Origin of the sequence: Pseudomonas sp. TMP9, from assembly GCF_037943105.1 — a bacterium.
Classification (GTDB): Bacteria; Pseudomonadota; Gammaproteobacteria; order Pseudomonadales; family Pseudomonadaceae; genus Aquipseudomonas.
Genome location: NZ_CP149803.1, coordinates 1016738 through 1038896, shown reverse-complemented (window position 1 = coordinate 1038896; position 22159 = coordinate 1016738). Strand labels below are relative to the sequence as shown.

Here is a 22159-nt window from a genome sequence, read left to right as displayed (position 1 = left end):
GCGCCCATTGCAGACGCTATCGCCTACAGCACAAAGCCGGTAAGGTCGGCGCGACTTTCAACCCTCGCGGAGACCCCCACCATGTCTGCTCCCGTGCTGACCGGCCCACAGTACCTAAGCCAAGGCCTGAAGCTGGTCCTAAGCCCCGGCTTACGCCTGTTTGTGCTCTTACCCCTGTGCATCAACCTGATTCTGTTTGTTGGGCTGATTAGCCTGTCCATGCAGCAGTTTGGCGGCTGGGTTGAGACCTTTATGCCTAGCCTGCCGAGCTGGCTAAGCTTTCTTGAATATGTGCTATGGCCACTGTTTGTGGTGTTGGTGCTATTGATGGTGTTTTTCACCTTCACCTTGCTGGCCAATATCATCGCCGCGCCTTTTAACGGCTTTCTCGCGGAGAAAGTCGAAGTGGTGGTGCGTGGTCAGGATGATTTCCCGCCCTTCAGCTGGGCTGAACTGACGGCCATGGTGCCGCGTACCCTGGGCCGCGAAATGCGCAAATTGGGCTACTTCCTGCCGCGCGCCATTGCTTTGCTGATTTTGACCTTTATCCCGGTACTCAACATCATCGCCGCGCCACTGTGGCTGCTGTTCGGCGTATGGATGATGGCCATCCAATACATCGACTACCCCGCCGATAACAACAAGATGAGCTGGCAGGACATGCTCGCCTGGCTGCGCGAGAAACGTTGGCAGAGCCTTGGGTTTGGCGGCATCACCTACGCAGCGTTGTTGGTGCCGGGGCTGAATATCCTGATGATGCCAGCGGCGGTTGCCGGTGCGACGGTGTTCTGGGTGCGTGAGCGCGGCTAACAGCGCCCACCCGCTATAAAGCAGTGGCGCTTAAAGCAACACCTCTAAGCGTTTGATCAGCCGCACTTCTTGCGCGCTGATCGCCGCGCCATAGGCCAGCACTTCAACGCCTGCGCTCAAGGCTTCATGCAGGGCGGCGGCATAGGCTGGGTCGATTTCTACGGCTGGGCGCACCGCATCAATGTCGCTGAGGTTGACGCAATACAGCTGCACCGCACGAATCCCCTCACGGGCCAGTGCAGCCAGTTCGCGCAGGTGTTTGCTGCCACGCTCCGTGCGCGCATCAGGAAAGGCGGCAACGCGAATGCCCTCAAACCCCAGGGTCACGCTCTTAACTTCGACAAACGCCGCACCTGTCGGGTAGTCCAGGCGAAAGTCGATACGGCTGCGCTCTTGGCCATACGGTACCTCGCGCTTGAGGCTGGTAAAGCCGTTCAGCTCGGTAATCAGCCCGGCGCGTAACGCCTCTTCGACCAGGGCATTAGCGCGCCCGGTATTGAGCATCGCTAAACGGCCGTGAGGGGTTTCGCCGATTTCCCACGTACCCGGCAGCTTACGTTTGGGGTCGTTGCTGCGGCTAAACCAGACCTTTGCACCGTCGTGCATGCAATTGAGCATCGAGCCGGTGTTGGCACAGTGAATGGTCAGCAACTCGCCGCCGGCGGTCTCGATATCGGCGAGAAAGCGCTTGTAGCGGCGCAGCAGGCGCCCTTCTTCTAATGGCGGATCAAAGCGCATGGGGCTTCCAAGTGTTTAGGCCATGGGCAATGCGCTCAACCGCCTGTTGCAGGCGCGGTAAATCTTGGGTGTACGAAAACCGTACATGCTGAGTGGCTAAGTAGCGGCCGAAATCCAAGCCGGGCGTAAAAGCCACGTGCTCGGTTTCGAGAAAATGCTGGCAAAAGGCAAAGGCATCGCCGCCAAAGGCGCTGATGTCGGCATATAAGTAGAAAGCGCCTTCCGGCTCCACGGCAATCTTGAAGCCCAAATCACGCAACGCCGGCAACAGGAAATCACGACGCCGCTGAAACTCATGGCGGCGCTGTTCAAGGATGTCCAATGTCTGCGGCTGAAAACAAGCCAACGCCGCGTGCTGGGCCATAGTCGGCGCGCTGATATAAAGGTTCTGCGCCAGTTTCTCCAACTCCGGCACAGCCGCCGGCGGCGCCACTAACCAGCCAAGACGCCAGCCGGTCATGCCGAAATACTTGGAGAAACTGTTGAGTACGAAGGCCTCATCGTCCACTTCCAGCACGCTGGCCGCGTCCACCCCGTAGGTCAGTCCGTGGTAAATCTCATCCACCACCAAGTGCCCGCCGCGGGCTTTTAACGCCTGTGACAAGCCGGCTAACTCATCGCGACTGAGTAGCGTGCCGGTCGGGTTGGCCGGGGATGCTACCAACGCACCGACGCTGTCTTTGTCCCAATAACGCTCGATCAGGCCGGGCGTCAGCTGGTAACGCACCTCGGGCCCCACCGGCACCAGCTGCGCGGCCCCTTCAACTAAACGCAAAAAGTGGCGGTTACAGGGGTAGCCCGGGTCAGCCAGCAACCAATGCTTGCCAGGGTCGACCAGCAAACTGGTGGCCAGCAGCAACGCACCGGAGCCGCCGGGGGTAATCAGGATGCGCTCGGGATCGATACTCAGCCGGTAACGCTCGGCGTAAAAGCCGGTAATCGCTTCGCGCAGGGCCGGCAAGCCGCGTGCGGCCGTGTAACGGGTATGGCCATTGGCCAAGGCGGCTTGCCCGGCGGCAACGATCGGCGCGGCTGTGGTGAAGTCTGGCTCGCCGATTTCCAGGTGGATGACATCATGGCCGTCAGCCTGCAATTGATTGGCGCGGGCCAACAACGCCATCACGTGAAAAGGTTCTATGGCGCGGCTGCGCGCACTGTAGGACTGAGCCATGGGGCCGCCTTGGTCTGAATTTAGAGGCGGATTCTAAAGCAAACCAGCGCAGCGTCGACAACCGGGAGTAGCGCAGGGGGAGTTGTTCTGGTAAGTTCGCCCGCTTTATAGCCGCAGGGCCAGTTCTACGCGACGTAGGATCGGCAAGGGACACCGTCCTGCGCAGTGGATTAGAAGAGTGAGAGGCGGTCATCCATGCCCACCAAAGCAAAAGCAAAAAGCAGCCAGTTGATCCGCGGTTTCGAGCCCTACAAAGAATCAAAGGGTGAGGAATACATGGGTGCACCGATGCGTGCCCACTTCACCGGCATCCTCAATAAGTGGAAGCTGGAGTTGATGCAGGAAGTTGATCGCACTGTGCACCACATGCAGGACGAAGCCGCTAACTTCCCAGACCCAGCGGATCGTGCAAGCCAGGAAGAAGAATTCAGCCTTGAACTGCGTGCCCGTGATCGCGAGCGTAAGCTGATCAAGAAAATTGACCAGACCATGCAGCTGATCGAGGACAACGATTACGGCTGGTGCGATTCGTGCGGCGTTGAAATCGGCATCCGCCGACTTGAAGCCCGCCCCACCGCCACACTTTGCATTGATTGCAAAACACTGGCGGAAATCAAAGAAAAACAGGTCGGTTCCTGACCTAACCCAGAGGGTGCTTCGGCACCCTCTGTTGTTTCTGTCTTCCTGTGTGTGCGATTACCAGTGAACACACCTGCCTATACCGGCCGCTTCGCCCCCACGCCCAGCGGCTATCTGCATTTCGGTTCTCTGGTCGCAGCCCTCGCGTCCTACTTGGACGCACGCGCCGTAAACGGCCGCTGGCTGTTGCGCATGGAAGACCTCGACCCTCCCCGGGAAGTCGCCGGTGCGCAGCACGCCATTCTCAGCACCCTAGAATGCTATGGCTTCGAATGGGACGGCGAACTGGTGCGCCAGAGCAGCCGCCAAAGCGAATATGCAGCGTTAGTCGAACGGTTGCTCAGCCAAGGCCTGGGCTACGCCTGCACCTGCTCGCGCAAACAACTGGCAGACAGCCAAGGCATTTACCCCGGCACCTGCCGCAATGCCGGCCATGGTTTTGCCGATGCAGCGATTCGTTTACGCGTACCCGAGCTGACCTATCACTTTATCGACCGGGTGCAGGGTGATTACCGCCAGCACTTAGGCCGTGAGGTGGGTGATTTTGTGATTCGCCGGCGCGACGGTTTGTACGCCTACCAACTGGCGGTGGTGCTCGACGATGCCTGGCAGGGCATCACCGATGTGGTGCGCGGGGCTGACTTGCTTGATTCCACCCCGCGCCAACTTTACCTGCAAGAACTGCTGGGCTTGCCGCAGCCGCGCTACCTGCACGTACCGCTGATCACCCAGCCAGATGGCCATAAGCTCGGCAAAACTTACCGCTCACCGCCATTGCCCGCCGACCAAGCCACCACAGTACTGATGCGCGCCCTGCGCGCCCTTGGCCAACAGGTGCCAGACGGCGCCGATTACGCCACGCCCGCCGAGCTGCTGCGCTGGGCCAGCCAGCATTGGGACGCTGCGCGTATACCGCGCAGCCTGACCCTGGCAGAAGCCCAACTGCTGTAAACAACCGCAGCGGGCGAGACTGTAGGCACCTTCCTCAGCGGCGCATATGCGCCTATGTCGGCTAACGAACAGAGGCCGCGAGGCCTCTGCTGTAGGGTGCAGCAATGCTGCGACAGCATTCTTCACGGGGGTGCAGCTTTAGCCTCACCACTGAGGCACCTAGGCTTTGCCTGTTGGCTAACAGGCAAAGCACGCACAACGAAGCAGTAGGGGCACGGCAACCATAACTTCGTAGGTCCGCTGTCGCGGTCTCTCAGATGGGTTTCGTACCTCGATGCCCGTCGCGCATGCCAATGATGGCTGGAACCGCGCCCCATGACCTCAGTCTTCACCGCTCTATTTCGTCCCAATGCTGCCCCTTCGCCATGGCGTGATCACGCCCCGGTGCGCGAAGAACTGTTTGGCATCGAACGCCTTGAACAACACGCCGCCACCTTGGCGGCCGCACAAAAGGTCACGCCCAAGCCGCCCGCCGTGCAGTCGCTGCACCGACGCCTCAAGGACAATGCCAAGGTCTTGCTGGCCGCTTACCGCGCCAGCGCTGCTGAGCTGGCCAAGGGGCATGCCGTGGTGCCCGCAGCGGAATGGCTGCTGGATAACTACCATTTGGTGGAAGAGCAGATCCGCGAAATTCGTGATGACCTGCCGCCTGGCTATTACCGCCAGTTGCCGAAACTGGCCACTGGGCCGTTTGCCGGCTACCCGCGAGTACTGGGCTTGACCTGGGCTTTTATTGCCCACACTGACAGCCACTTTGACCCGGAAATTTTGCAGGGTTATCTCATTGCCTACCAACAGGTGCAGCCACTGACCATTGGCGAACTGTGGGCTGTGGCGATCACCCTGCGCATTGTGCTGATCGAGAACCTGCGCCGCCTTGCCGACCAAATTAGCGCTGGGCGCAGCGCGCGTGAGGACGCTGACGCGTTCGCCAGTCGCCTGCTGGATAAAAGTGCGGCGCCAACGCTGGCCGATAAAGAATTGCTCGCCCGCGCACGCTTACCGCTGAGCGAGCCCTTCGCCGCACAACTGGCCAAACGCCTGCGTGACCATGATCCATTGACCACACCGGCACTGGGCTGGCTCAGCGAACACCTGAGCGCCCAAGGCAGCAGCATTGATGCGGTGGTGCAACATGCGCAGCAACGCCAGGGCGCATCCAACCTGACGGTGCGCAATATCATCAACAGCATGCGCCTGATTTCGTCCATCGACTGGGCCCAGCTGTTTGAGAGCGTCAGCCTAGTGGATGCCCGCCTGGCCACGGGCAGCGACTTTGCCGCAATGGATTTTGCCACCCGCAACCAATACCGTAGCGCCATCGAGCAACTGGCTCGCGGCAGCGCTTGCAGCGAACTGGACGTGGCTGACCACGCCCTAAAGGCTGCGCAACACGCGCATGCCAGCCACGCCGATGATGACGACCCGCGCCTCAGCGACCCCGGCTACCACCTGATTGCTGAAGGCCGGCGAGCGCTGGAACAACGCATCAATTTTCGCCCACCGCTGCGCCTGCGTATAAGCCGTATGCACCTGCGCCTCGGCATGCCCGGTTACGTCGGCGCCATCGTCAGCTTGGCCTGTTTGCTGCTCGGCTTGGCCCTGTTGCTGTTGGCCGACAAAGGCGTCAGTGGCGGCTGGTTGCTGGCGCTTGGCTTGCTGGGCTTTTTGCCGGCCAGTGAAGTGGCCACCGCGATGGTCAACCGCGCAGTCAGTGCCAACTTCGGCGCCATGGGTTTACCCGGTTTAGAGCTGATAGACGGCGTGCCCAGCCACCTGCGCACGCTAATTGCCGTGCCCACCCTGCTGGCCAGCGAGGCCGATTTGCTGGAGCAGATCGAACGTTTGGAAGTCCATCACCTGTCCGGTCAAGGCGGCGACTTGACCTTTGCCCTGCTCACCGATGGCCTGGATGCCGCGCAAGAACACCTGCCCGGCGACGCCGCCTTGCTGCAACTGGCCAGCCACGCCATTACCCAACTCAACCTGCGCTATGGCCCAGGCGTGGCGGGCAGTCGCTTTTTACTGCTGCACCGCCGCCGCCAGTTCAACCCCAGCGAAAATGTCTGGATGGGCTGGGAGCGTAAACGCGGCAAGCTGCATGAACTCAACCGCCTGCTGCGCGGCGCCGAGGACACCCGCTTTATCCCAGTCCCGGGGCTAAGCCAGCGCGTCCCAACCGATGTGCGCTATGTCATCACCCTAGATGCCGACACCCGTCTGCCACGTGACACGGCCCTGCGCCTGATCGGTAAAATGGCCCACCCACTGAATCGGCCGCGCTTTAGTCAGCAGCTGCAACGGGTGATCGGCGGTTATGCGATTTTGCAGCCACGGGTCACTCCGTCATTGCCGCTGCAGCGCGAAGGCTCGTTGTATCAAAAAGTCTTCTCCAGCCCCGGCGGCATGGACCCCTACGCCGCTGCTGTTTCTGATGTGTACCAAGACCTCTTCGGTGAAGGCTCTTTCACCGGCAAAGGCATCTACGACATCGATGCCTTCGAGGCTGCGCTAGCCGGCCGCGTAGCGGACAACAGCATGCTCAGCCATGACCTGTTTGAAGGCGTTTTCGCCCGCGCCGGTTTGGCCTCAGATGTTGAAGTGGTTGAAGAATTTCCCTCACGCTACGACGTCGCGGGTAAACGCCAGCACCGCTGGACCCGAGGTGACTGGCAGTTGCTGCCGTGGATTATTTGGCCATTCAACGGCGCTCGTGCGCTGCCGACTATTGGCCGCTGGAAGATGCTGGATAACTTGCGTCGCTCCGTATTAGCTCCGGCCACACTCGCGGCGCTGGCCGTGAGCTGGCTGCTGCCGCTGCCCGCCGCGCTGACCGCCAGCCTATTGCTGGTCGCCAGCCTGCTGATCCCGGCCCTACTGCCACTGTGCTTTGGCTTGCTGCCTGCGCGCGCCGGTATTCGCTGGCGCAGCCACCTGACCAAGTTGCGCGATGACCTGCTGCTGGCCCTGCTGCAAAGTGCGCTAACCCTGACCTTTCTCGCTGACCAGAGCGGGCGCATGCTCGATGCCATCAGCCGTACCCTATTCCGCCTGCTGATCAGCCGCCGGCACCTGTTGGAATGGACCACCGCCGCGCAAACCGCGATCAGCCCACGCCTGAAATTACTCGGGTTCTACCGTGGCATGGCCGGCGGCACCTTGCTCGGTTTGCTGCTGTGCGGCCTGGCCCTAATATTTTCGCAAGCCTGGTCGCCGGCCATCTGGCCGCTGGTGCTGCCCTTCGCCCTGCTTTGGCTAAGTGCGCCCACCATTGCCCTGCTGGTCAGCCGCTCGCCGCGTGCGGCCAAGCGCTTGCAGGTCAACCCTGCACAAACCACTGAATTGCGCCTGATTGCCCGGCGCACATGGCGCTTCTTTGAAACCTTCGTGGGCGCTGCCGACAACCAACTGCCACCGGATAACTTTCAAGAAGATCCCAAACCGGTGATTGCCCATCGCACCTCACCGACCAATATGGGCCTGTACCTGCTGTGCACCATCGCGGCCCGTGATTTCGGCTGGATCGGCACCCAACGTAGCCTCGCACGCTTGCAAGCAACGTTGACGGTGATGGAGCAACTGCAACGCCATCGCGGGCACTTCTTCAACTGGTATGACACCCAAGATTTACGTCCGCTGCCGCCCGCTTACGTCTCCTCGGTGGACAGCGGCAACCTGGCCGGGCACCTGCTGGTGGTCGCCAATGCGTGTGAAGAATGGCTCACAGCCCCAGTCAGTAAAGATGCTCGCGAAGGCGTGCTCGATAACCTGCAACTGGCCAGCGTCGCCTTGGCTGATCTGCCGTTAAGCGGCAGTGAACGCGGCCAGCAGCTAGATGAATTGCTGCAGCAAATCGAGGCTGACCTGAAAGGCCCGCAACCCCTGGCCAGCCTGCTGCCCAGCTTGCTGCGCCTGAGTGATAAAGCCGCTCAACTGGCTGGTAGCCATAACCCACAGGACCACGACCACGAGACCGCCGACCTGCTGTTTTGGCTGCAGGCGTTAACTCAAGCCATGACCGACCTGCAGCATGACGCGCAGTTGAGCGACGCTGAACGCACGCGTTTACACGGCACCTTACGCGCCGTGGCCGAGCACGCGCGGGGCATGGCGTTGGCCATGGATTTCGCCTTTCTGCTGGAGCCCGAACGCAAACTGTTGTCGATCGGTTTCTGCCTGAGCGACAACAGTTTGGACAGCAGCTGCTACGACCTGCTCGCTTCCGAAGCACGGCTGGCCAGCCTGTTTGCCATCGCCAAGGGCGATGTCAGCACCCGCCACTGGTTCCGCTTGGGCCGCACCGCAACGCCCCTGGGAAATGGCTCAGCGCTGATTTCATGGTCCGGCTCGATGTTCGAATACCTGATGCCCTCGCTGGTTATGCGTGCTCCGGCCGGCAGCCTGCTGGAACAAACCAACCGTTTAGTGGTGGCTCGTCAGGCCGATTACGGCAAGGCACTCGGCATCCCTTGGGGTATTTCTGAATCCGCTTACAACGCCCGCGATCTGGAGCTGACTTACCAATATTCGAACTTCGGCGTACCCGGCTTGGGCCTTAAACGCGGCTTATCGGCCAACCGGGTGATTGCCCCTTATGCCACCGGGCTGGCCACCATGGTCGACCCGCACGCCGCGCTGGCCAACTACCAACGCTTGGCCGAGATGGGCGCACTGGGCCGTTATGGCTACTACGAAGCACTGGACTTCACCCCGACACGCCTGCCGGAGGGTCAGCCCTTCGCCATCGTGCGCAACTTTATGGCCCACCACCAAGGCATGAGCATCGTCGCCATCGCCAACACCCTGCATGGCGCGCAGATGCGCGAACGTTTCCACCGCGAGCCGATGATTAAAGCCTGCGAACTGTTGCTGCAAGAACGCATGCCGCGCAATGTCGCCGTCGCCCACCCACGCGCCGAGGAAGTCAGCGCCTGCGCCGCAGCAGGTGATTACGCCCAGCCCAGCGAACGCCGGCTCAACCACGTCAACGGCAACCCGCCGATCACTCACCTGCTCAGTAACGGTCGCTACAGCGTAATGCTTACCGCCAGCGGCGCCGGCTACAGCCGCTGGCGCGACATCGCCATCACCCGCTGGCAAGAAGACACCACCCGCGACCAATACGGCTCATTTATCTTCCTCTGGGACACGCAGAACGACAGCCGCTGGTCCATCGGAGCGCAACCCAGCGACAACATGCCCTACAACGAGGTGGTATTCGCCGAGGACTACGCCAGCTACAGCCGCCAGGACGGCAACCTCAGCACCGCCCTGGAAATCCTCGTTTCCGGTGAAGACGACGGCGAAGTGCGCCGCGTATCCCTGACCAACAGCGGCCGGGTCGCGCGGGAAATCGAACTGACTTCCTACGCCGAATTGGTGCTGGCCAGCCCCGCCAGCGACAACGCCCACCCGGCGTTCTCCAAGTTATTTGTGGTCACCGAATACCTGCCCGCGTTTGCCGCATTGATTGCCACCCGCCGGCCGCGCGCCGCCGGCGAACAGCCTTTATGGGCGGCGCACTTTGCTGTGGTTGAAGGTGAGTTAAGCGCCGCGCCACAGTATGAATCTGACCGCGCGCGCTTTCTTGGGCGCAGTTGCGCGCTGCATGCCGCAGCGGTGATTCGCCAAGGCTTGCCCTTGTCTAATACCGTCGGCACCGTGCTCGACCCCATCTTCTCGCTGCGTCAACGCGTGCTGGTCGGCCCGGGCAAAATCGCCCGCGTGGCGTTTTGGACGCTGGTCGCGCCGTCCCGTGAAGCGCTGCTTGACCTGATCGACAAGCACCACGACCGCAGCGCTTTTGAGCGGGCGAAAACCTTAGCCTGGACCCAAGCGCAGGTGGAATTACGCCACCTGGACATGCACGCCGCCGAGGCCGCTGACTTCCAGCGCTTGGCCGCGCCTATCCTGTTTTCCGATGGGCGTTTTCGCGCGCCGGCGGCCAGCTTGCTGCGCGGCCTTGGCAGCCAAGCGGGCTTATGGCCGCAGGGGATATCGGGCGACTTGCCGATTGTCCTGCTGCGCATTGCCGATGCCGAAGACATCGCCCAAGTGCGGCAACTGCTGCGCGCCCACGAATACTGGCGGATGAAACGCTTGGCTGTGGACTTGGTGATCATCAATGAGCACGCCTCCTCCTACCTGCAGGATTTACAGATCGCCATTGAAACCGCGGTGCGCAGCAGCCAGTCACGCCCAGCCTTTGCCACCGAACTGGCGCAAGGCTCGGTGTTTGTGTTGCGCGCCGACCTGCTCAGCGCTGAATTTCGTGAGCGCCTTCAAGCAGTGGCGCGGGTGCTGTTGGTGGCGCATCGCGGGCCTGTCGCTGAACAACTGGCGCGGATTCAGCCCATCACCGCGCCCGTACCCGCCAGCAGCGGCAATCACAACCCGCAGCACATCAGCGTGCAACGCACCCAACCAGTGCCCGACATGCTGGAGTTTGCCAACGGCTTGGGCGGCTTTGATCTCGATGGCCGCGAGTATGTGGTGCGCTTAAACGCCTGGAGCAACACCCCGGCGCCGTGGATCAACGTGATCGCCAATCCGCAGTTTGGTTTTCACGTTTCAGCCGAAGGCAGCGGCTACACCTGGGCCGACAACAGCCGGGAAAACCAGCTCACGCCGTGGTCCAACGACCCGGTCAGCGACCCACCCGGCGAAGCCCTGTATGTGCGCGACGAAGACAGCTTGGCGCTCTACAGCCCCACCGCCCAACCGCTGCGCGACAGCGGCCACTACGAAGCCCGTCATGGTTTTGGTTACAGCCGCTTTAGCCACCAGGCCGGCGGCATTGGTATGCAGTTGCTGCAATATGTGCCGCTGCATGACCCAATCAAAATTTCTCGGCTGACCCTACGCAACCTCTCCGACCGACCACGGCGGTTGAGCGTCAGCGCCTACGCCGAATGGGTGTTGGGCACTACACGGGCAGCCAGCGCGCCGTATATTATCAGCCGCCAAGACGCCGCCACCGGCGCTATTCTGGTGCGCAACCCGTGGAGCATCGCCTTCGCCGGGCGCAGCGCTTTCAGCGACTTGGGCGGCCAGCAGAGCAGCTGGACGGCCGACCGCTGTGAGTTTATTGGCCGCAACGGCAGCCTTGCCGAACCCGCTGCATTAGCCCGGCAAAGCGCATTAAGCGGCCGCCTGGGCGCTGGCCTCGACCCCTGCACCGCGCTGCAATGCCAGCTGGAACTGCAACCCGGAGAAAGCACCGAAGTGCTCTGGTTACTCGGCCAATGCGCCAGCGAGCAAGACGCCAGCGCGTTGGTTGAGCGCTATCGCCAGGCTGATCTGGACGCGGTATTGGCTGAAGTGCAAGCACATTGGCAGCACGTCCTAGGCGCGGTACAGGTGCACACCCCAAGCCGCGCCATGGACATCATGCTTAACGGCTGGCTGCTCTACCAAACCTTGGCGTGCCGCGTGTGGGCGCGCTCGGCGTTTTATCAAGCCAGCGGCGCCTATGGTTTTCGCGACCAGTTGCAAGACGGCATGGCCCTGACGTTCGCCAGACCAGACATGACCCGCCGGCATATTCTGCGCGCCGCCAGCCGCCAGTTTGTTGAAGGCGATGTGCAGCACTGGTGGCTGCCGCATTCCGGTCAAGGGGTGCGCACGCGCATTTCCGATGACCGCGTGTGGCTGGCCTACGCCACTGCGCAATATATTCAGAGCACGGCGGATACAGGGATTCTCGATGAGCCCGTGGATTTTCTTGAAGGGCCGTTATTGGCAGCAGGCGAGCACGATGCCTTCTTCCAGCCCATGCAAGCGGATGCGCCCGCCTCGCTGTTTGAGCACTGCGCCCGTGGCCTCGACCAATGCGTGGCCCTGACCGGCGAACTGGGGCTGCCGCTGATGGGCGGCGGCGACTGGAACGACGGCATGAATCGCGTCGGCGAACACGGCAAAGGCCAAAGCGTCTGGTTGGGCTGGCTGCTGCTACGCACCATCGCCCTGTTTGCGCCCTACGCCGAGGTGCATGACAGCGCCCGCGCGGTGCGCTGGCAGGCGCACGCCGCCCAACTGCGTACAGCACTGGAGGCGCATGCCTGGGATGGCCAGTGGTACCGCCGCGCCACGTTTGATGACGGCACCTGGCTCGGCTCTGCGCAGAACACGGAGTGCCAGATTGACTCAATTGCCCAGTCCTGGGCGGTATTGTCTGAGGCGGCTGACCCGGTGCGCGCAAACATGGCCATGGCCTCATTGCAGCGCCAGTTAGTGCGCGAAGACGACGGTGTCGCCCTGCTGTTCACCCCACCCTTCGACAAAACCCCGCTGGAGCCTGGTTATATCAAAGGCTACCCGCCCGGCCTGCGCGAAAACGGTGGGCAATACAGCCACGCGGCGATGTGGGCAATTTTGGCGTATTGCAAACTCGGCTCAGGCAAACAGGCGTTTGCATTGTTTGACCTGGTCAACCCGATCAACCACGGCAACAGCCCTGAGGCCTGCCAGCGTTACAAAGTCGAACCCTACGTGCTCGCCGCTGACGTGTATGCGGTAGCGCCACATATCGGCCGTGGCGGCTGGACCTGGTACACCGGCGCAGCGGGTTGGATGTACCGCGCCGGCGTTGAGGGCATCCTCGGCATCAGCCGCGAAGGCGACTGGCTGCTGCTCAAGCCCTGTATACCCAACGATTGGCCAGGCTTTACCGCGCACATAACCTTGGGCGATAGCCAGTACCAGATCGAGCTGAGCAACCCAGCACAACACGGCCAAGGCATCCGCCATGCCTGGCTGGACGAGCAACCAATCGATTGCCTGGAAGGACAAATCAAAGTGCCATTAGACGGCGCCGCGCATCAACTGCGCGTGGAGATGTAGCGCGAGGTGATGCGCGGCAGAACCGCATCGCATAGGACGCCTTGATCAAACCCGTAGGGGGCTTATACCCCGTAGGATGCTTGTACCCGTAGGGTGGGTTAGCGGCGCAATAACCTGTTGGCCGATTCACCGCCCACTCTGCGCGCCGCGTAACCCACCAAGCGTTAATCGGCAGAGCACCGATGGTGGGTTACGGCGCAGCCCATAACGCAGCCGCCATTCATGCGCGGTATGCGCCTAACCCACCCTACAAAAGCAGCGTGGCATTTGCGCAGATACTTGATTCGCACGCTGCGTTGGTTGGCTTGTACCCCGTAGGGTGGGTTAGCGGCGCAATAACCTGTTGGCCGATTCACCGCCCACTCTGCGCGCCGCGTAACCCACCAAGCGTTAATCGGCAGAGCACCGATGGTGGGTTACGGCGCAGCCCATAACGCAGCCGCCATTCATGCGCGGTATGCGCCTAACCCACCCTACAAAAGCAGCGTGGCATTTGCGCAGATACTTGATTCGCAAGCTGCGTTGGTTGGCTTGTACCCCGTAGGGTGGGTTAGCGGCGCAAGAACCTGTTGGCCGATTCACCGCCCATTTTGCACGCCGCGTAACCCTCCAACCGCTAATCGGCAGAGCACCGATGGTGGGTTACGGCGCAGCCCATAACGCAGCCGCGATTCATGCGCGGTATATGCCTAACCCACCTTACGTATGCTGGCTGGCGAGCCGTGATCAAGCGGTGCTGAGGAATGAAACGACGAAGCCCAACAAGCCTGTTATTGCCTGTTGGGCTTCGCTGCGCTCGGCACCGACGTAATTGGTGGGTAAACCAACCGCTGTAGGTCTGTGAAGCGCGCTATCTACTGCACAAAGTAGCTAGCCAGTGGTTCGGCTTTTACCAGCCGGCTAGATGCGCCCCAGTAACAGCAGCACGACCAGCACAATCACCACCACACCTAAACCACCGGTGGGCCCGTAACCCCAGTTTTTGCTGTGCGGCCAAGCCGGTATGGCGCCGATCAATAACAGCACCAGCACGATCAATAAAATGGTACCCAGGCTCATGGCGTTCTCCTTGATGAGTCACTGCAGCACGCCGGAATATCAGGTGCCGAGATGGCACCCAAGCGTTGCATCATCCTGTGCGCTGCAGTGGCTGCTGTCGGTGCGCTATCGAACCAAGGAGCATTGGTTATTGGGTTGCTAACGCCCCATCCACAATGTGCTGTGCCTCGCTAAAAATGCGTTGCAGGTGCGCAGGATCGCGAAAGCTCTCGGCGTAGATTTTATAGATATCTTCGGTACCCGACGGCCGCGCGGCGAACCAGCCGCCTTCGCTGATGACCTTGATGCCACCCACCGCAGCATCATTGCCCGGGGCTTTATCGAGCACTTGGGTGATGACGTCGCCAGCCAGTTCACGGCTGCTGATCTGCGCAGGCGAGAGTCTGCTGAGTGCTTTTTTCTGCGCAGTGTTGGCGGGGGCGTCGACGCGGTCGGCGTAGATCGCACCGAACTCATCACTCAAGCCTTGATACAACTCGCCCGGGTCTCGACCCGTCACGGCGGTCATTTCTGCGCCTAACAGCGCCAGGGCGATGCCGTCTTTATCAGTGGTCCAAACCCGGCCATCGCGGCGCAAGAAGGTCGCGCCGGCGCTTTCTTCACCGCCAAAGCCTAAGGTGCCGTCGAACAAACCGCTGGCAAACCACTTAAATCCCACAGGCACTTCCAGCAACGGCCGACCTAGACGTGCACTGACGCGGTCGATCATCGCGCTGCTGACCAAGGTTTTACCTACGGCCGCGTTGGCGCTCCACTGCGGGCGATGCTGAAACAGGTAATCGATGGCCACACTGAGGTAATGGTTGGCCGGCAATAAGCCGACACTCGGCGCGACGATGCCGTGGCGGTCGTAGTCGGTATCGCAGGCAAACGCGATGTCGTAGCCATTTTTCAGGCCGATCAGGCGCTGCATCGCGTGGCTGGAGGATGGGTCCATGCGGATCTGCCCATCCCAATCCAGGCTCATAAAGGCGAACTGTGGATCAATGGTCTGGCTGACCACATGCAGATTGAGGCCATACTGCTCGGCGATCCGTGCCCAGTAATGCACCCCAGCGCCACCCAGCGGGTCGACGCCCAGGCGCAGGCCTGTCGCACGGATCGGGGCAAAGTCGATGACATTACCCAGATCATGCACATACGCGCTGAGGTAATCGTATTCCTGCACATTGGCGGCCTGGCGTGCCTGCGCCAGGGGCATGCGCTTGACCTCACGCAGGCCGTCTTCAAGCAAGGCATTGGCACGGTTCTGCACCCAGGTGGTGATGTCGCTGTCGGCTGGGCCACCATTGGTGGGGTTGTACTTAAAACCGCCGCTGTCCGGTGGGTTGTGCGAGGGAGTAATCACGATGCCATCGGCCAGCGCGCTGCTGCGGCCTTGGTTGTGCACCAAAATGGCCTGACTGATCGCAGGCGTCGGGGTGAACTCGCCAGCAGCAGAGATCATCGTCTGCACGCCATTAGCTGCCAGCACTTCAATCGCGCTGTCCAGCGCCGGCTGCGACAACGCGTGGGTGTCCGCGCCGATAAACAGCGGCCCGCTGATGCCCTGCGCTGCCCGGTGATCGCAAATCGCTTGGCTGATAGCCAGCACGTGCGCCTCATTGAAGCTGCACGCCAGCGAGCTGCCGCGATGCCCCGAGGTGCCGAAGGCCACGCGGTGGCTGGGCACACTGAGGTCGGGTTGCAAGTCGTAATAGGCAGCCAGCAAGGCGCTGATATCGGTCAACATCGAAACAGGTGCCGGCTGACCGGCCAAAGGGTGAATACGCGGGCTCACAGCAAACTCCAGATAATCGCACGGCAATAAACGTGCGCCAGTCTAACAGTCCTGCCGGTGCGGCTGGCTAAGTGCGGCTGGCTAGGTGCGGCCTGCTAGGTGCGATGGCGCACCGACAACACGCGGCCAATCACCGATCCTCGTGCTGCGCTTCTCATGCCTGCTAGGCAAGGTAAGCGCCAGTGATGCGCTGGAGTGCCCTGAGCGTTATCAGGAGCAGGCTCACCGAACAGGCTTAAGGAGCACGTGTTGACGTCATGCCGCCGGTCATCGCGGCCACTGCACGCCGTGCGTTATGGAGCGACGCCTAGCAAACGTCCACTGCCATGGAGAGTTATCATGCACAGGTTTGGATACGCTTATTCAATCGTCCAGAACAGCGCCTTTGCCCTGTTGCTGCTCAGCACCGGCGCGCAGGCTGAGTTGTTATTTGCCCCGCAGGTTTTTATCACCGCGCCTCAACAGGCCATGACGCTTCGCCCAAACTTGCGCAGCGCTGCACGCAGCGGCCTGCAACAGGCCACTTTGCAGCCAGTAATAACCCATCGACAACCAGCGGCTAGCCGCCGCGCAAGCCAATGGTTGGGCCACGCAGAAATGCCAACCAACACCCCTGCTGCCCTGCCGCCTAGGCTGCGCTTCTAAGCACCAGCTGTACGAATGCGCAAAAGGATTGACGCCGTATTGGCAACCCCAGGGGCACTCAGCCCCGCGTAACGCTCGCAAGGAAGTGTGTGTGACATGCCCAATCATATTCTGATTATCACCGCTAATAGCCACGACGCTGCCACCCTTGAGGACGCTCTGGACAGAGCCCACGACGGCCCTTTTATCATCGAGTGGGTGACCAAACTAAGCCTGGCCCTGGCGCGATTACACGCGCCGCAGCGCACACCGATCGATGCCATTTTGGTCGACCTGACCCTGCCAGACAGCCAAGGCTTAGCCACCTTTAACCCGCTGTTTGCCCAAGCATCGGGCATCCCCATCATGACCCTCAGCGACTTGGATGCCGACCCGCAAACTGCCGAGGCCATCCGCCTAGGCGCTCAGGGCAGTTTGTCTAAGGGGCATTTCAGCAGCGCCCTGGTGCCACAAGCGCTGCGCAACATGATCTTGCGCAAAGAAGTTGAAGACGCCTTGTTTGTTGAAAAAGCGCGCTTGGCCATTACGCTCAACTCCATCAGTGATGCAGTCATCAGTACCGACCTGCATGGCAAGGTTGACTACCTAAATACGGCTGCCGAAGACCTGACCGGCTGGTTGCTAGCGGACGCACAAAACCAGCCCATTGACAGCGTAATGCGCCTGGTTAATGAGCAAACCCGCGACCCGGTAGCCAACCCTATTTTTAAGGTGCTACGTGACGACGCCTGCAAGCTGTTGGCTGCCGGCACCCTGTTGATACGGCGCGACGGCAGCGAGTCAGCCATTGAAGATTCCGCTGCACCGATCCATGACTCAGCCGGTCGCCTCAAAGGCGCCGTGATGGTCTTTCATAAGACGCCCGCTGCCCATGTCATGACCGAACGAATGCTCCATCAGGTGCAGCACGACAGCCTCACCAACCTGCCTAACCGCACCCTGTTAAATGATCGCATCGGCCAAGCCATTGCCTTAGCGCAGCGGCACAACAGCAACGTGGCGTTGCTGTTTATTGACCTAGATAACTTCAAAGACATTAACGACTCGCTCGGCCACGACATCGGCGACCAATTGCTCCAGGCCGTGGCGCTGCGCTTGTGCAGTTGTGTGCGCAGCGCCGATACGGTTAGCCGCTTAGGTGGCGATGAGTTCGTGGTGCTGCTCGACCAAAACCACTCAGAGGAAGACGCCGCACGCACCGCTGAGAAAATCCGTGAAGCCCTCGCTAGCACCTTTGAGATTGCCCAGCAGCCGCTGCATATCAGCGCCAGCATCGGCATCAGCACCTACCCCAATGATGCTGAAACCGCGCCAGACCTGATCAAAAAAGCCGACACCGCGATGTACCAAGCCAAGGCGGAGGGCCGCAACAACTACCAGTTTTTCCGCCGTGACATGAATGTGCGTGCGGAGGAACGCCAGGTGATTGAAGCGCATCTGCGCAAGGCCATGGATAACGGCGAGTTCATCCTTCACTACCAGCCAAAAATAGATTTACTCAGCGGCAAAATCACCAGTGCCGAGGCGCTGATCCGCTGGCAGCATCCGTGCTGGGGGATGATGTTGCCCACGCGCTTTATCGCCATTGCCCAAGCCAGCGGCCTGATGCTGCAGCTTGGTCGCTGGGTGCTGATGCAAGCCTGCACGCAGGGCAAACGCTGGGAGAACTGCGGCTACTCGCTGGACTCAATCGCGGTGAACATCTCAGCCTTGGAGTTTCGCCATAAAAGCTTTGTCGAGAGTGTGAGCAACGCCCTCGCCGTCACCGGGTTAGCAGCGCAGCGCTTGCAGCTGGAAATCTCCGAAAACGTGTTGATGCGTGACGTACAAGCCAGCGCGGTAATTTTGCAGCAGCTAAAAATGCTGGGGGTGCAACTGGCCGTGGATAACTTCGGCACCGGTTACTCCTGCTTGAGTTACCTCAACCAGTTCCCCATTGATGTGTTGAAAATTGACCAATCCTTTGTCCGGGACATTCGCAACGGCAATGGCACCGTTGTTAGCGCCGTAATCGCCATGGGCCTCAGCTTAAAGCAGCGCGTGGTGGCAGAAGGTATCGAGGAGGCCGCGCAACTGGCGTTTTTGCGTGAGCACCAGTGCTCGGAAGGTCAGGGCTTTTTGTTCAGCCAGCCGGTCAATGCCGAGCAATTCGCCAACCTGCTGCGGTGCGGCATCCGCTCACCGATCAATACCCTGCAGCAGATCACAGGCACCTAGCCTTGGCTGCCGCTGCAGCGCATACACAGCGCTGCACCGGCAGCATGCCAAGGCCACTAGAATTGCGCGTTGTAGTCAGCCGTTAAGGCGGCGTAACACTCACATGAAGCATGCTCCAAGCCCTTACGGTCGAGGATGTAGATTTCGCCTCGGCTGTAGCTGATCAATCCGCGCTCCTGCAACACAGCGGCGGCAATCGAGACGCCACTGCGGCGCACCCCGAGCATGTCCGCTAAAAACTCATGGGTCAGGTGAAAGTGGTCGGCATGAGCGCGGTCATGGGTCATCAGCAGCCAGCGGGCTAGCCGTGGCTCAATCGCGTGAAAGTGCGTGCACGCCGCGCTCTGGGACAGCTGCGCCGTCACCACATACAGGTAGCGTTTGAGGGTACGCAACAGGGCTGGGCTGCTCAGCATTTCTTGCTTAAACACTCCGCTGCTGATGCGCAGCGCGCTGCCCGACCCCTGCACCACTGCACGCATGGGCGCCTGTGCCACGCCCAGCGCCAAGGTAGCGCCGAGCATGCCTTCGTTGCCGATCAAGCCCATTTCCAAGGGTTGGTGGCCTTCCAGCGTGGTCACCAAAGAGATAAACCCACTGAGCGGGAAATACACATGCCGAATCGGCTCTTCGGCCTCATGCAAAATATTGCCGAAAACCAAGTCCACCGGTTCGCAGGCATTCAGCAGTCGTTTACGTTGTTGACTCGGCAGCCCTTCAATTAAGCGGCTAAGGATGTGCAGCGGTGCTTTAACAGACATTCATGTGTCCCGAGCACGACGCTTGCCAAAGAATGGCGCGACAGCGGTGCTTGACGCTAACGCCGTTGCAGTGTGCCTGAGCAACCGGCAGCGCTCTGTGCGCTGCGGCACTCAAACCAGGTGATTAAATTGTTAACTGCGCGCGTAACAGATCAATGCGCTTAATGCTTCGCTTTATAGGGCAGCAGGCGGTCTGTTTCGGACTTAACCACGGCGTAGCACTCGCAACTGAGGCGTTCGAGTTTGTCTCGATCGAGCACAGAAATCAGCCCACGGCAGTAATTAATCACGCCCAAGCGATGCAGCTTACCCGCCGCTTCAGTGACCCCTTCACGGCGCACGCCGAGCATATTGGCGATCAGCTCTTGGGTCATGGCCACCTCGCTGCCAGTCAGGCGGTCCAGCGACAGCAGTAACCAGCGGCACAGTTGCTGATCAATGGTGTGGTGGCGGTTGCACACCGCTGTTTGCGCCATTTGGGTAATCAGCGCTTGGCTGTAGCGCAGCATCAAGTGCAGCATATCGCCGTGGCGGTTGAACTCCTCTTTAAAGCGCTTACCCAAGACCCGGTACGCGCTGCCAGCACTTTGCACAATGGCGCGACTGGTGGTGCTTTCGCCGCCCATAAACAGGGCCACGCCAATAACGCCATCGTTACCTACCACGGAAATCTCTGCAGATGCGCCGCTTTCCATCACATACAGCAAAGAGATAATCGAGTCGGTCGGGAAATATACGTGGCGCAACGTGTCGCCGGACTCGTAGAGCACCATGCCCAGCGGCATGTCCACCAATTCAAGGTCGGGCAACAGGCGGTCTAGCGCCGCAACAGGCAACATGGCAAGCAGATGGTTTTGTTCGGGATTAGGTTCTACGGACATCACTGTCTCCGGTCATCTAGGACCTGCTGGCGATTGGTATGTGCTCGCTTACAGAGCCTCAAATTCACCCACTAGCATAGTCCACTCTATTTTTAAGTCTGTACGCTATCGCACAGACAAGCTTTATAGCGAGTCGTTATAAGAATGGGAAAATAGTCCAGCTATGGGTCTGCAAAAAGCGCCGAGTGCAGCGTCATTGGGCATTTCCAGCTATCCTGCCCGCCCACTTTTTGCCCAGGATGACCCGCATGAAAGCCCAGCTCGACGAACTCATCAGCAAAATTAGCTCGGGCTGCATGCAAGCCGACGACGTCACGCGAATCGCTGATGAGGCCGCCCAAGCCTACGCCGACCCACACGCGTTCCTCGCTGCCAACCCGGACATCAACTACGACGACAGCTTCCCCATCCCGCTGGGTGAATGGATGGTGGTTGGCAGCCTGCCGGAAACCGTGCTGTTTCAAGCTGACAGTTATGAAGCGCTGTTCCAGCAAATCGTCGAATCTTTCGGACCAGAGGTGAGCTTTGTGCTTAAGCCCAAGCAACTGGCCAAAGTCGAACCGCTAAAAGCGCTTAACCGCATCCAAGTGCAACTGGCCAGCCTGTCGCCGGAAACCAAGGGGTATGTGTTGCTGGATTTCAGCGAGCCGCTGGATGACGCGCTGCAAGCTGTGCTGGTCTACAGCAGCGATGTGCAGAGGGTGATGGCATTAGCGGTGGAAGTCGGCATTTACGCCGCACCCGCCTACGACGCACTAAAAGCGGCGCTGGCTGACGAGTAAAGCGCAGTAAGCCATGGGCTAAGGACTAAGGAAGGGGCGATCAGAGGTTGTTACGGCGCAACGCTGCCAGTTTGTCGGCTAACGCATCCAGCTCCGCGCTCTGCCCAGGTGGCAGTGTGCGCAGCACGGCCTGGCTCAGGCGCATTTGCCGGATAAACCGTCGGCAGTGCTGGCACATCGCGAGGTGCATACGCACTGACATGCGCTGGCGCAGGCCCAGTTGGCCATCGAGAACCTCGCTGGCGCGGGCCACCAACTCTTTACAGCTCAGCATTGGCCGGTCTCCTCAAAATGCTCCAAGGTGGCGAATACCTTGAGCCGTGCGCGGTGCAGCAACACCCGCACATTAGAGAGAGACACCTGTAAAAGATTACAAATTTCCTCCAGCTCCAGCCCTTCGCGCTCACGCAAGTGCAAAACGCTGCCCTGCATCTCGGACAAGCTGGCTAGGGTGTTTTCTAGGCACTCACGCAGCTCTTGTTCAGTCAGCAGTGCTTCCGGGGAGTCGTGATGCCAAGCATGTGGCGCAAGCAACCAATGGCCATCGCCTTGGAAGCGCTCGTCGCCGAGCGTGCCATGGGGTGAGGCAATATCGTCGAGCAGTACTTCACGGCGATTGCCCTTGAAGCGAGTTTTTGCAGTGTTAGCGGTGATGGTCAGCAGCCAGGTTTTCAAGCTAGAGCGCGATTGAAAACCATCAAGCCCACGCACTACAGCCAACCAAGCGTCCTGCACCACTTCATCAGCATTGCGGCTACCGACAATCGCAAAAGCCACCGCACGCATCGCCCCTTGATAGGTGGTGACCAGCTCGCGATAGGCCTTCTGCTCGCCTGCACGTAGACGGGGAAGGAGATCGGCGTCATTTACCGGCATGGTCAAAA

General features: G+C 60.4%; 15 protein-coding genes. 7 read left to right on the top strand and 8 right to left on the bottom strand.

Going from position 1 to position 22159, the window contains the following annotated elements; all coding sequences use genetic code 11:
* The first annotated feature begins 81 nt into the window (after positions 1–81).
* Positions 82–810, top strand: a complete 729-nt coding sequence (cysZ, locus tag WF513_RS04930; RefSeq protein ID WP_339081982.1) for a sulfate transporter CysZ — start codon at positions 82–84, stop codon at positions 808–810.
* 30 nt (positions 811–840) lie between these two features.
* Here cysZ and sfsA read toward each other — a convergent pair whose 3' ends face one another.
* Positions 841–1548 (bottom strand): DNA/RNA nuclease SfsA, encoded by a 708-nt coding sequence (gene sfsA / locus WF513_RS04925; protein WP_339081980.1) that lies wholly within the window; start codon positions 1546–1548, stop codon positions 841–843.
* The gene (locus tag WF513_RS04920) at positions 1538–2719 is read right to left on the bottom strand and encodes a pyridoxal phosphate-dependent aminotransferase (protein ID WP_339081978.1); all 1182 of its coding nucleotides are present in this window, start codon (positions 2717–2719) and stop codon (positions 1538–1540) included. The genes sfsA and WF513_RS04920 overlap by 11 nt, the downstream gene beginning before the upstream one ends.
* Positions 2720–2914: 195 nt before the next feature.
* On the opposite strand from WF513_RS04920, the gene dksA reads away from it, so the two are divergent.
* From dksA to WF513_RS04905, 3 genes are all read left to right on the top strand, one after another.
* Positions 2915–3358 carry an RNA polymerase-binding protein DksA gene (gene dksA, locus WF513_RS04915; RefSeq protein WP_339081976.1) on the top strand — a complete coding sequence of 148 codons (444 nt, stop codon included), beginning with the start codon at positions 2915–2917 and terminating at the stop codon, positions 3356–3358.
* 63 nt (positions 3359–3421) lie between these two features.
* Positions 3422–4309, top strand: coding sequence for a tRNA glutamyl-Q(34) synthetase GluQRS (gene gluQRS, locus WF513_RS04910; RefSeq protein ID WP_339081974.1), 888 nt, complete (start codon positions 3422–3424; stop codon positions 4307–4309).
* A gap of 315 nt (positions 4310–4624) precedes the next feature.
* Positions 4625–13150, top strand: a complete 8526-nt coding sequence (locus WF513_RS04905; RefSeq protein ID WP_339081971.1) for a glucoamylase family protein — start codon at positions 4625–4627, stop codon at positions 13148–13150.
* A 900-nt stretch (positions 13151–14050) separates the two neighbouring features.
* Here WF513_RS04905 and WF513_RS04900 read toward each other — a convergent pair.
* Both WF513_RS04900 and pgm read right to left on the bottom strand, forming a co-directional pair.
* Complete coding sequence (locus WF513_RS04900) at positions 14051–14209, bottom strand: DUF3309 family protein (RefSeq protein WP_339081969.1); 159 nt, start codon at positions 14207–14209, stop codon at positions 14051–14053.
* Positions 14210–14336: 127 nt separating this feature from the next.
* Positions 14337–15941, bottom strand: coding sequence for a phosphoglucomutase (alpha-D-glucose-1,6-bisphosphate-dependent) (pgm, locus tag WF513_RS04895; protein WP_339083422.1), 1605 nt, complete (start codon positions 15939–15941; stop codon positions 14337–14339).
* Positions 15942–16328: 387 nt separating this feature from the next.
* On the opposite strand from pgm, the gene WF513_RS04890 reads away from it, so the two are divergent.
* The gene (locus tag WF513_RS04890; protein ID WP_339081966.1) at positions 16329–16634 is read left to right on the top strand and encodes a hypothetical protein; all 306 of its coding nucleotides are present in this window, start codon (positions 16329–16331) and stop codon (positions 16632–16634) included.
* 96 nt (positions 16635–16730) lie between these two features.
* Positions 16731–18851, top strand: coding sequence for an EAL domain-containing protein (locus tag WF513_RS04885; protein WP_339081964.1), 2121 nt, complete (start codon positions 16731–16733; stop codon positions 18849–18851).
* A gap of 56 nt (positions 18852–18907) precedes the next feature.
* Here WF513_RS04885 and WF513_RS04880 read toward each other — a convergent pair whose 3' ends face one another.
* Positions 18908–19612, bottom strand: coding sequence for a Crp/Fnr family transcriptional regulator (locus tag WF513_RS04880; protein ID WP_339081962.1), 705 nt, complete (start codon positions 19610–19612; stop codon positions 18908–18910).
* Positions 19613–19773: 161 nt separating this feature from the next.
* The gene (locus WF513_RS04875) at positions 19774–20493 is read right to left on the bottom strand and encodes a Crp/Fnr family transcriptional regulator (RefSeq protein ID WP_339081960.1); all 720 of its coding nucleotides are present in this window, start codon (positions 20491–20493) and stop codon (positions 19774–19776) included.
* Positions 20494–20741: 248 nt separating this feature from the next.
* Between WF513_RS04875 and WF513_RS04870 the strand changes: the two genes are divergently transcribed.
* Positions 20742–21275 (top strand): hypothetical protein, encoded by a 534-nt coding sequence (locus WF513_RS04870; RefSeq protein WP_339081958.1) that lies wholly within the window; start codon positions 20742–20744, stop codon positions 21273–21275.
* A 40-nt stretch (positions 21276–21315) separates the two neighbouring features.
* Here the strand turns inward: WF513_RS04870 and WF513_RS04865 are convergent, their stop codons facing one another.
* Positions 21316–21549 carry a zf-HC2 domain-containing protein gene (locus WF513_RS04865; protein ID WP_339081956.1) on the bottom strand — a complete coding sequence of 78 codons (234 nt, stop codon included), beginning with the start codon at positions 21547–21549 and terminating at the stop codon, positions 21316–21318.
* The gene (locus tag WF513_RS04860; protein ID WP_339081954.1) at positions 21543–22151 is read right to left on the bottom strand and encodes an RNA polymerase sigma factor; all 609 of its coding nucleotides are present in this window, start codon (positions 22149–22151) and stop codon (positions 21543–21545) included. The genes WF513_RS04865 and WF513_RS04860 overlap by 7 nt, the downstream gene beginning before the upstream one ends.
* Between the last annotated feature and the right edge of the window lie 8 nt (positions 22152–22159).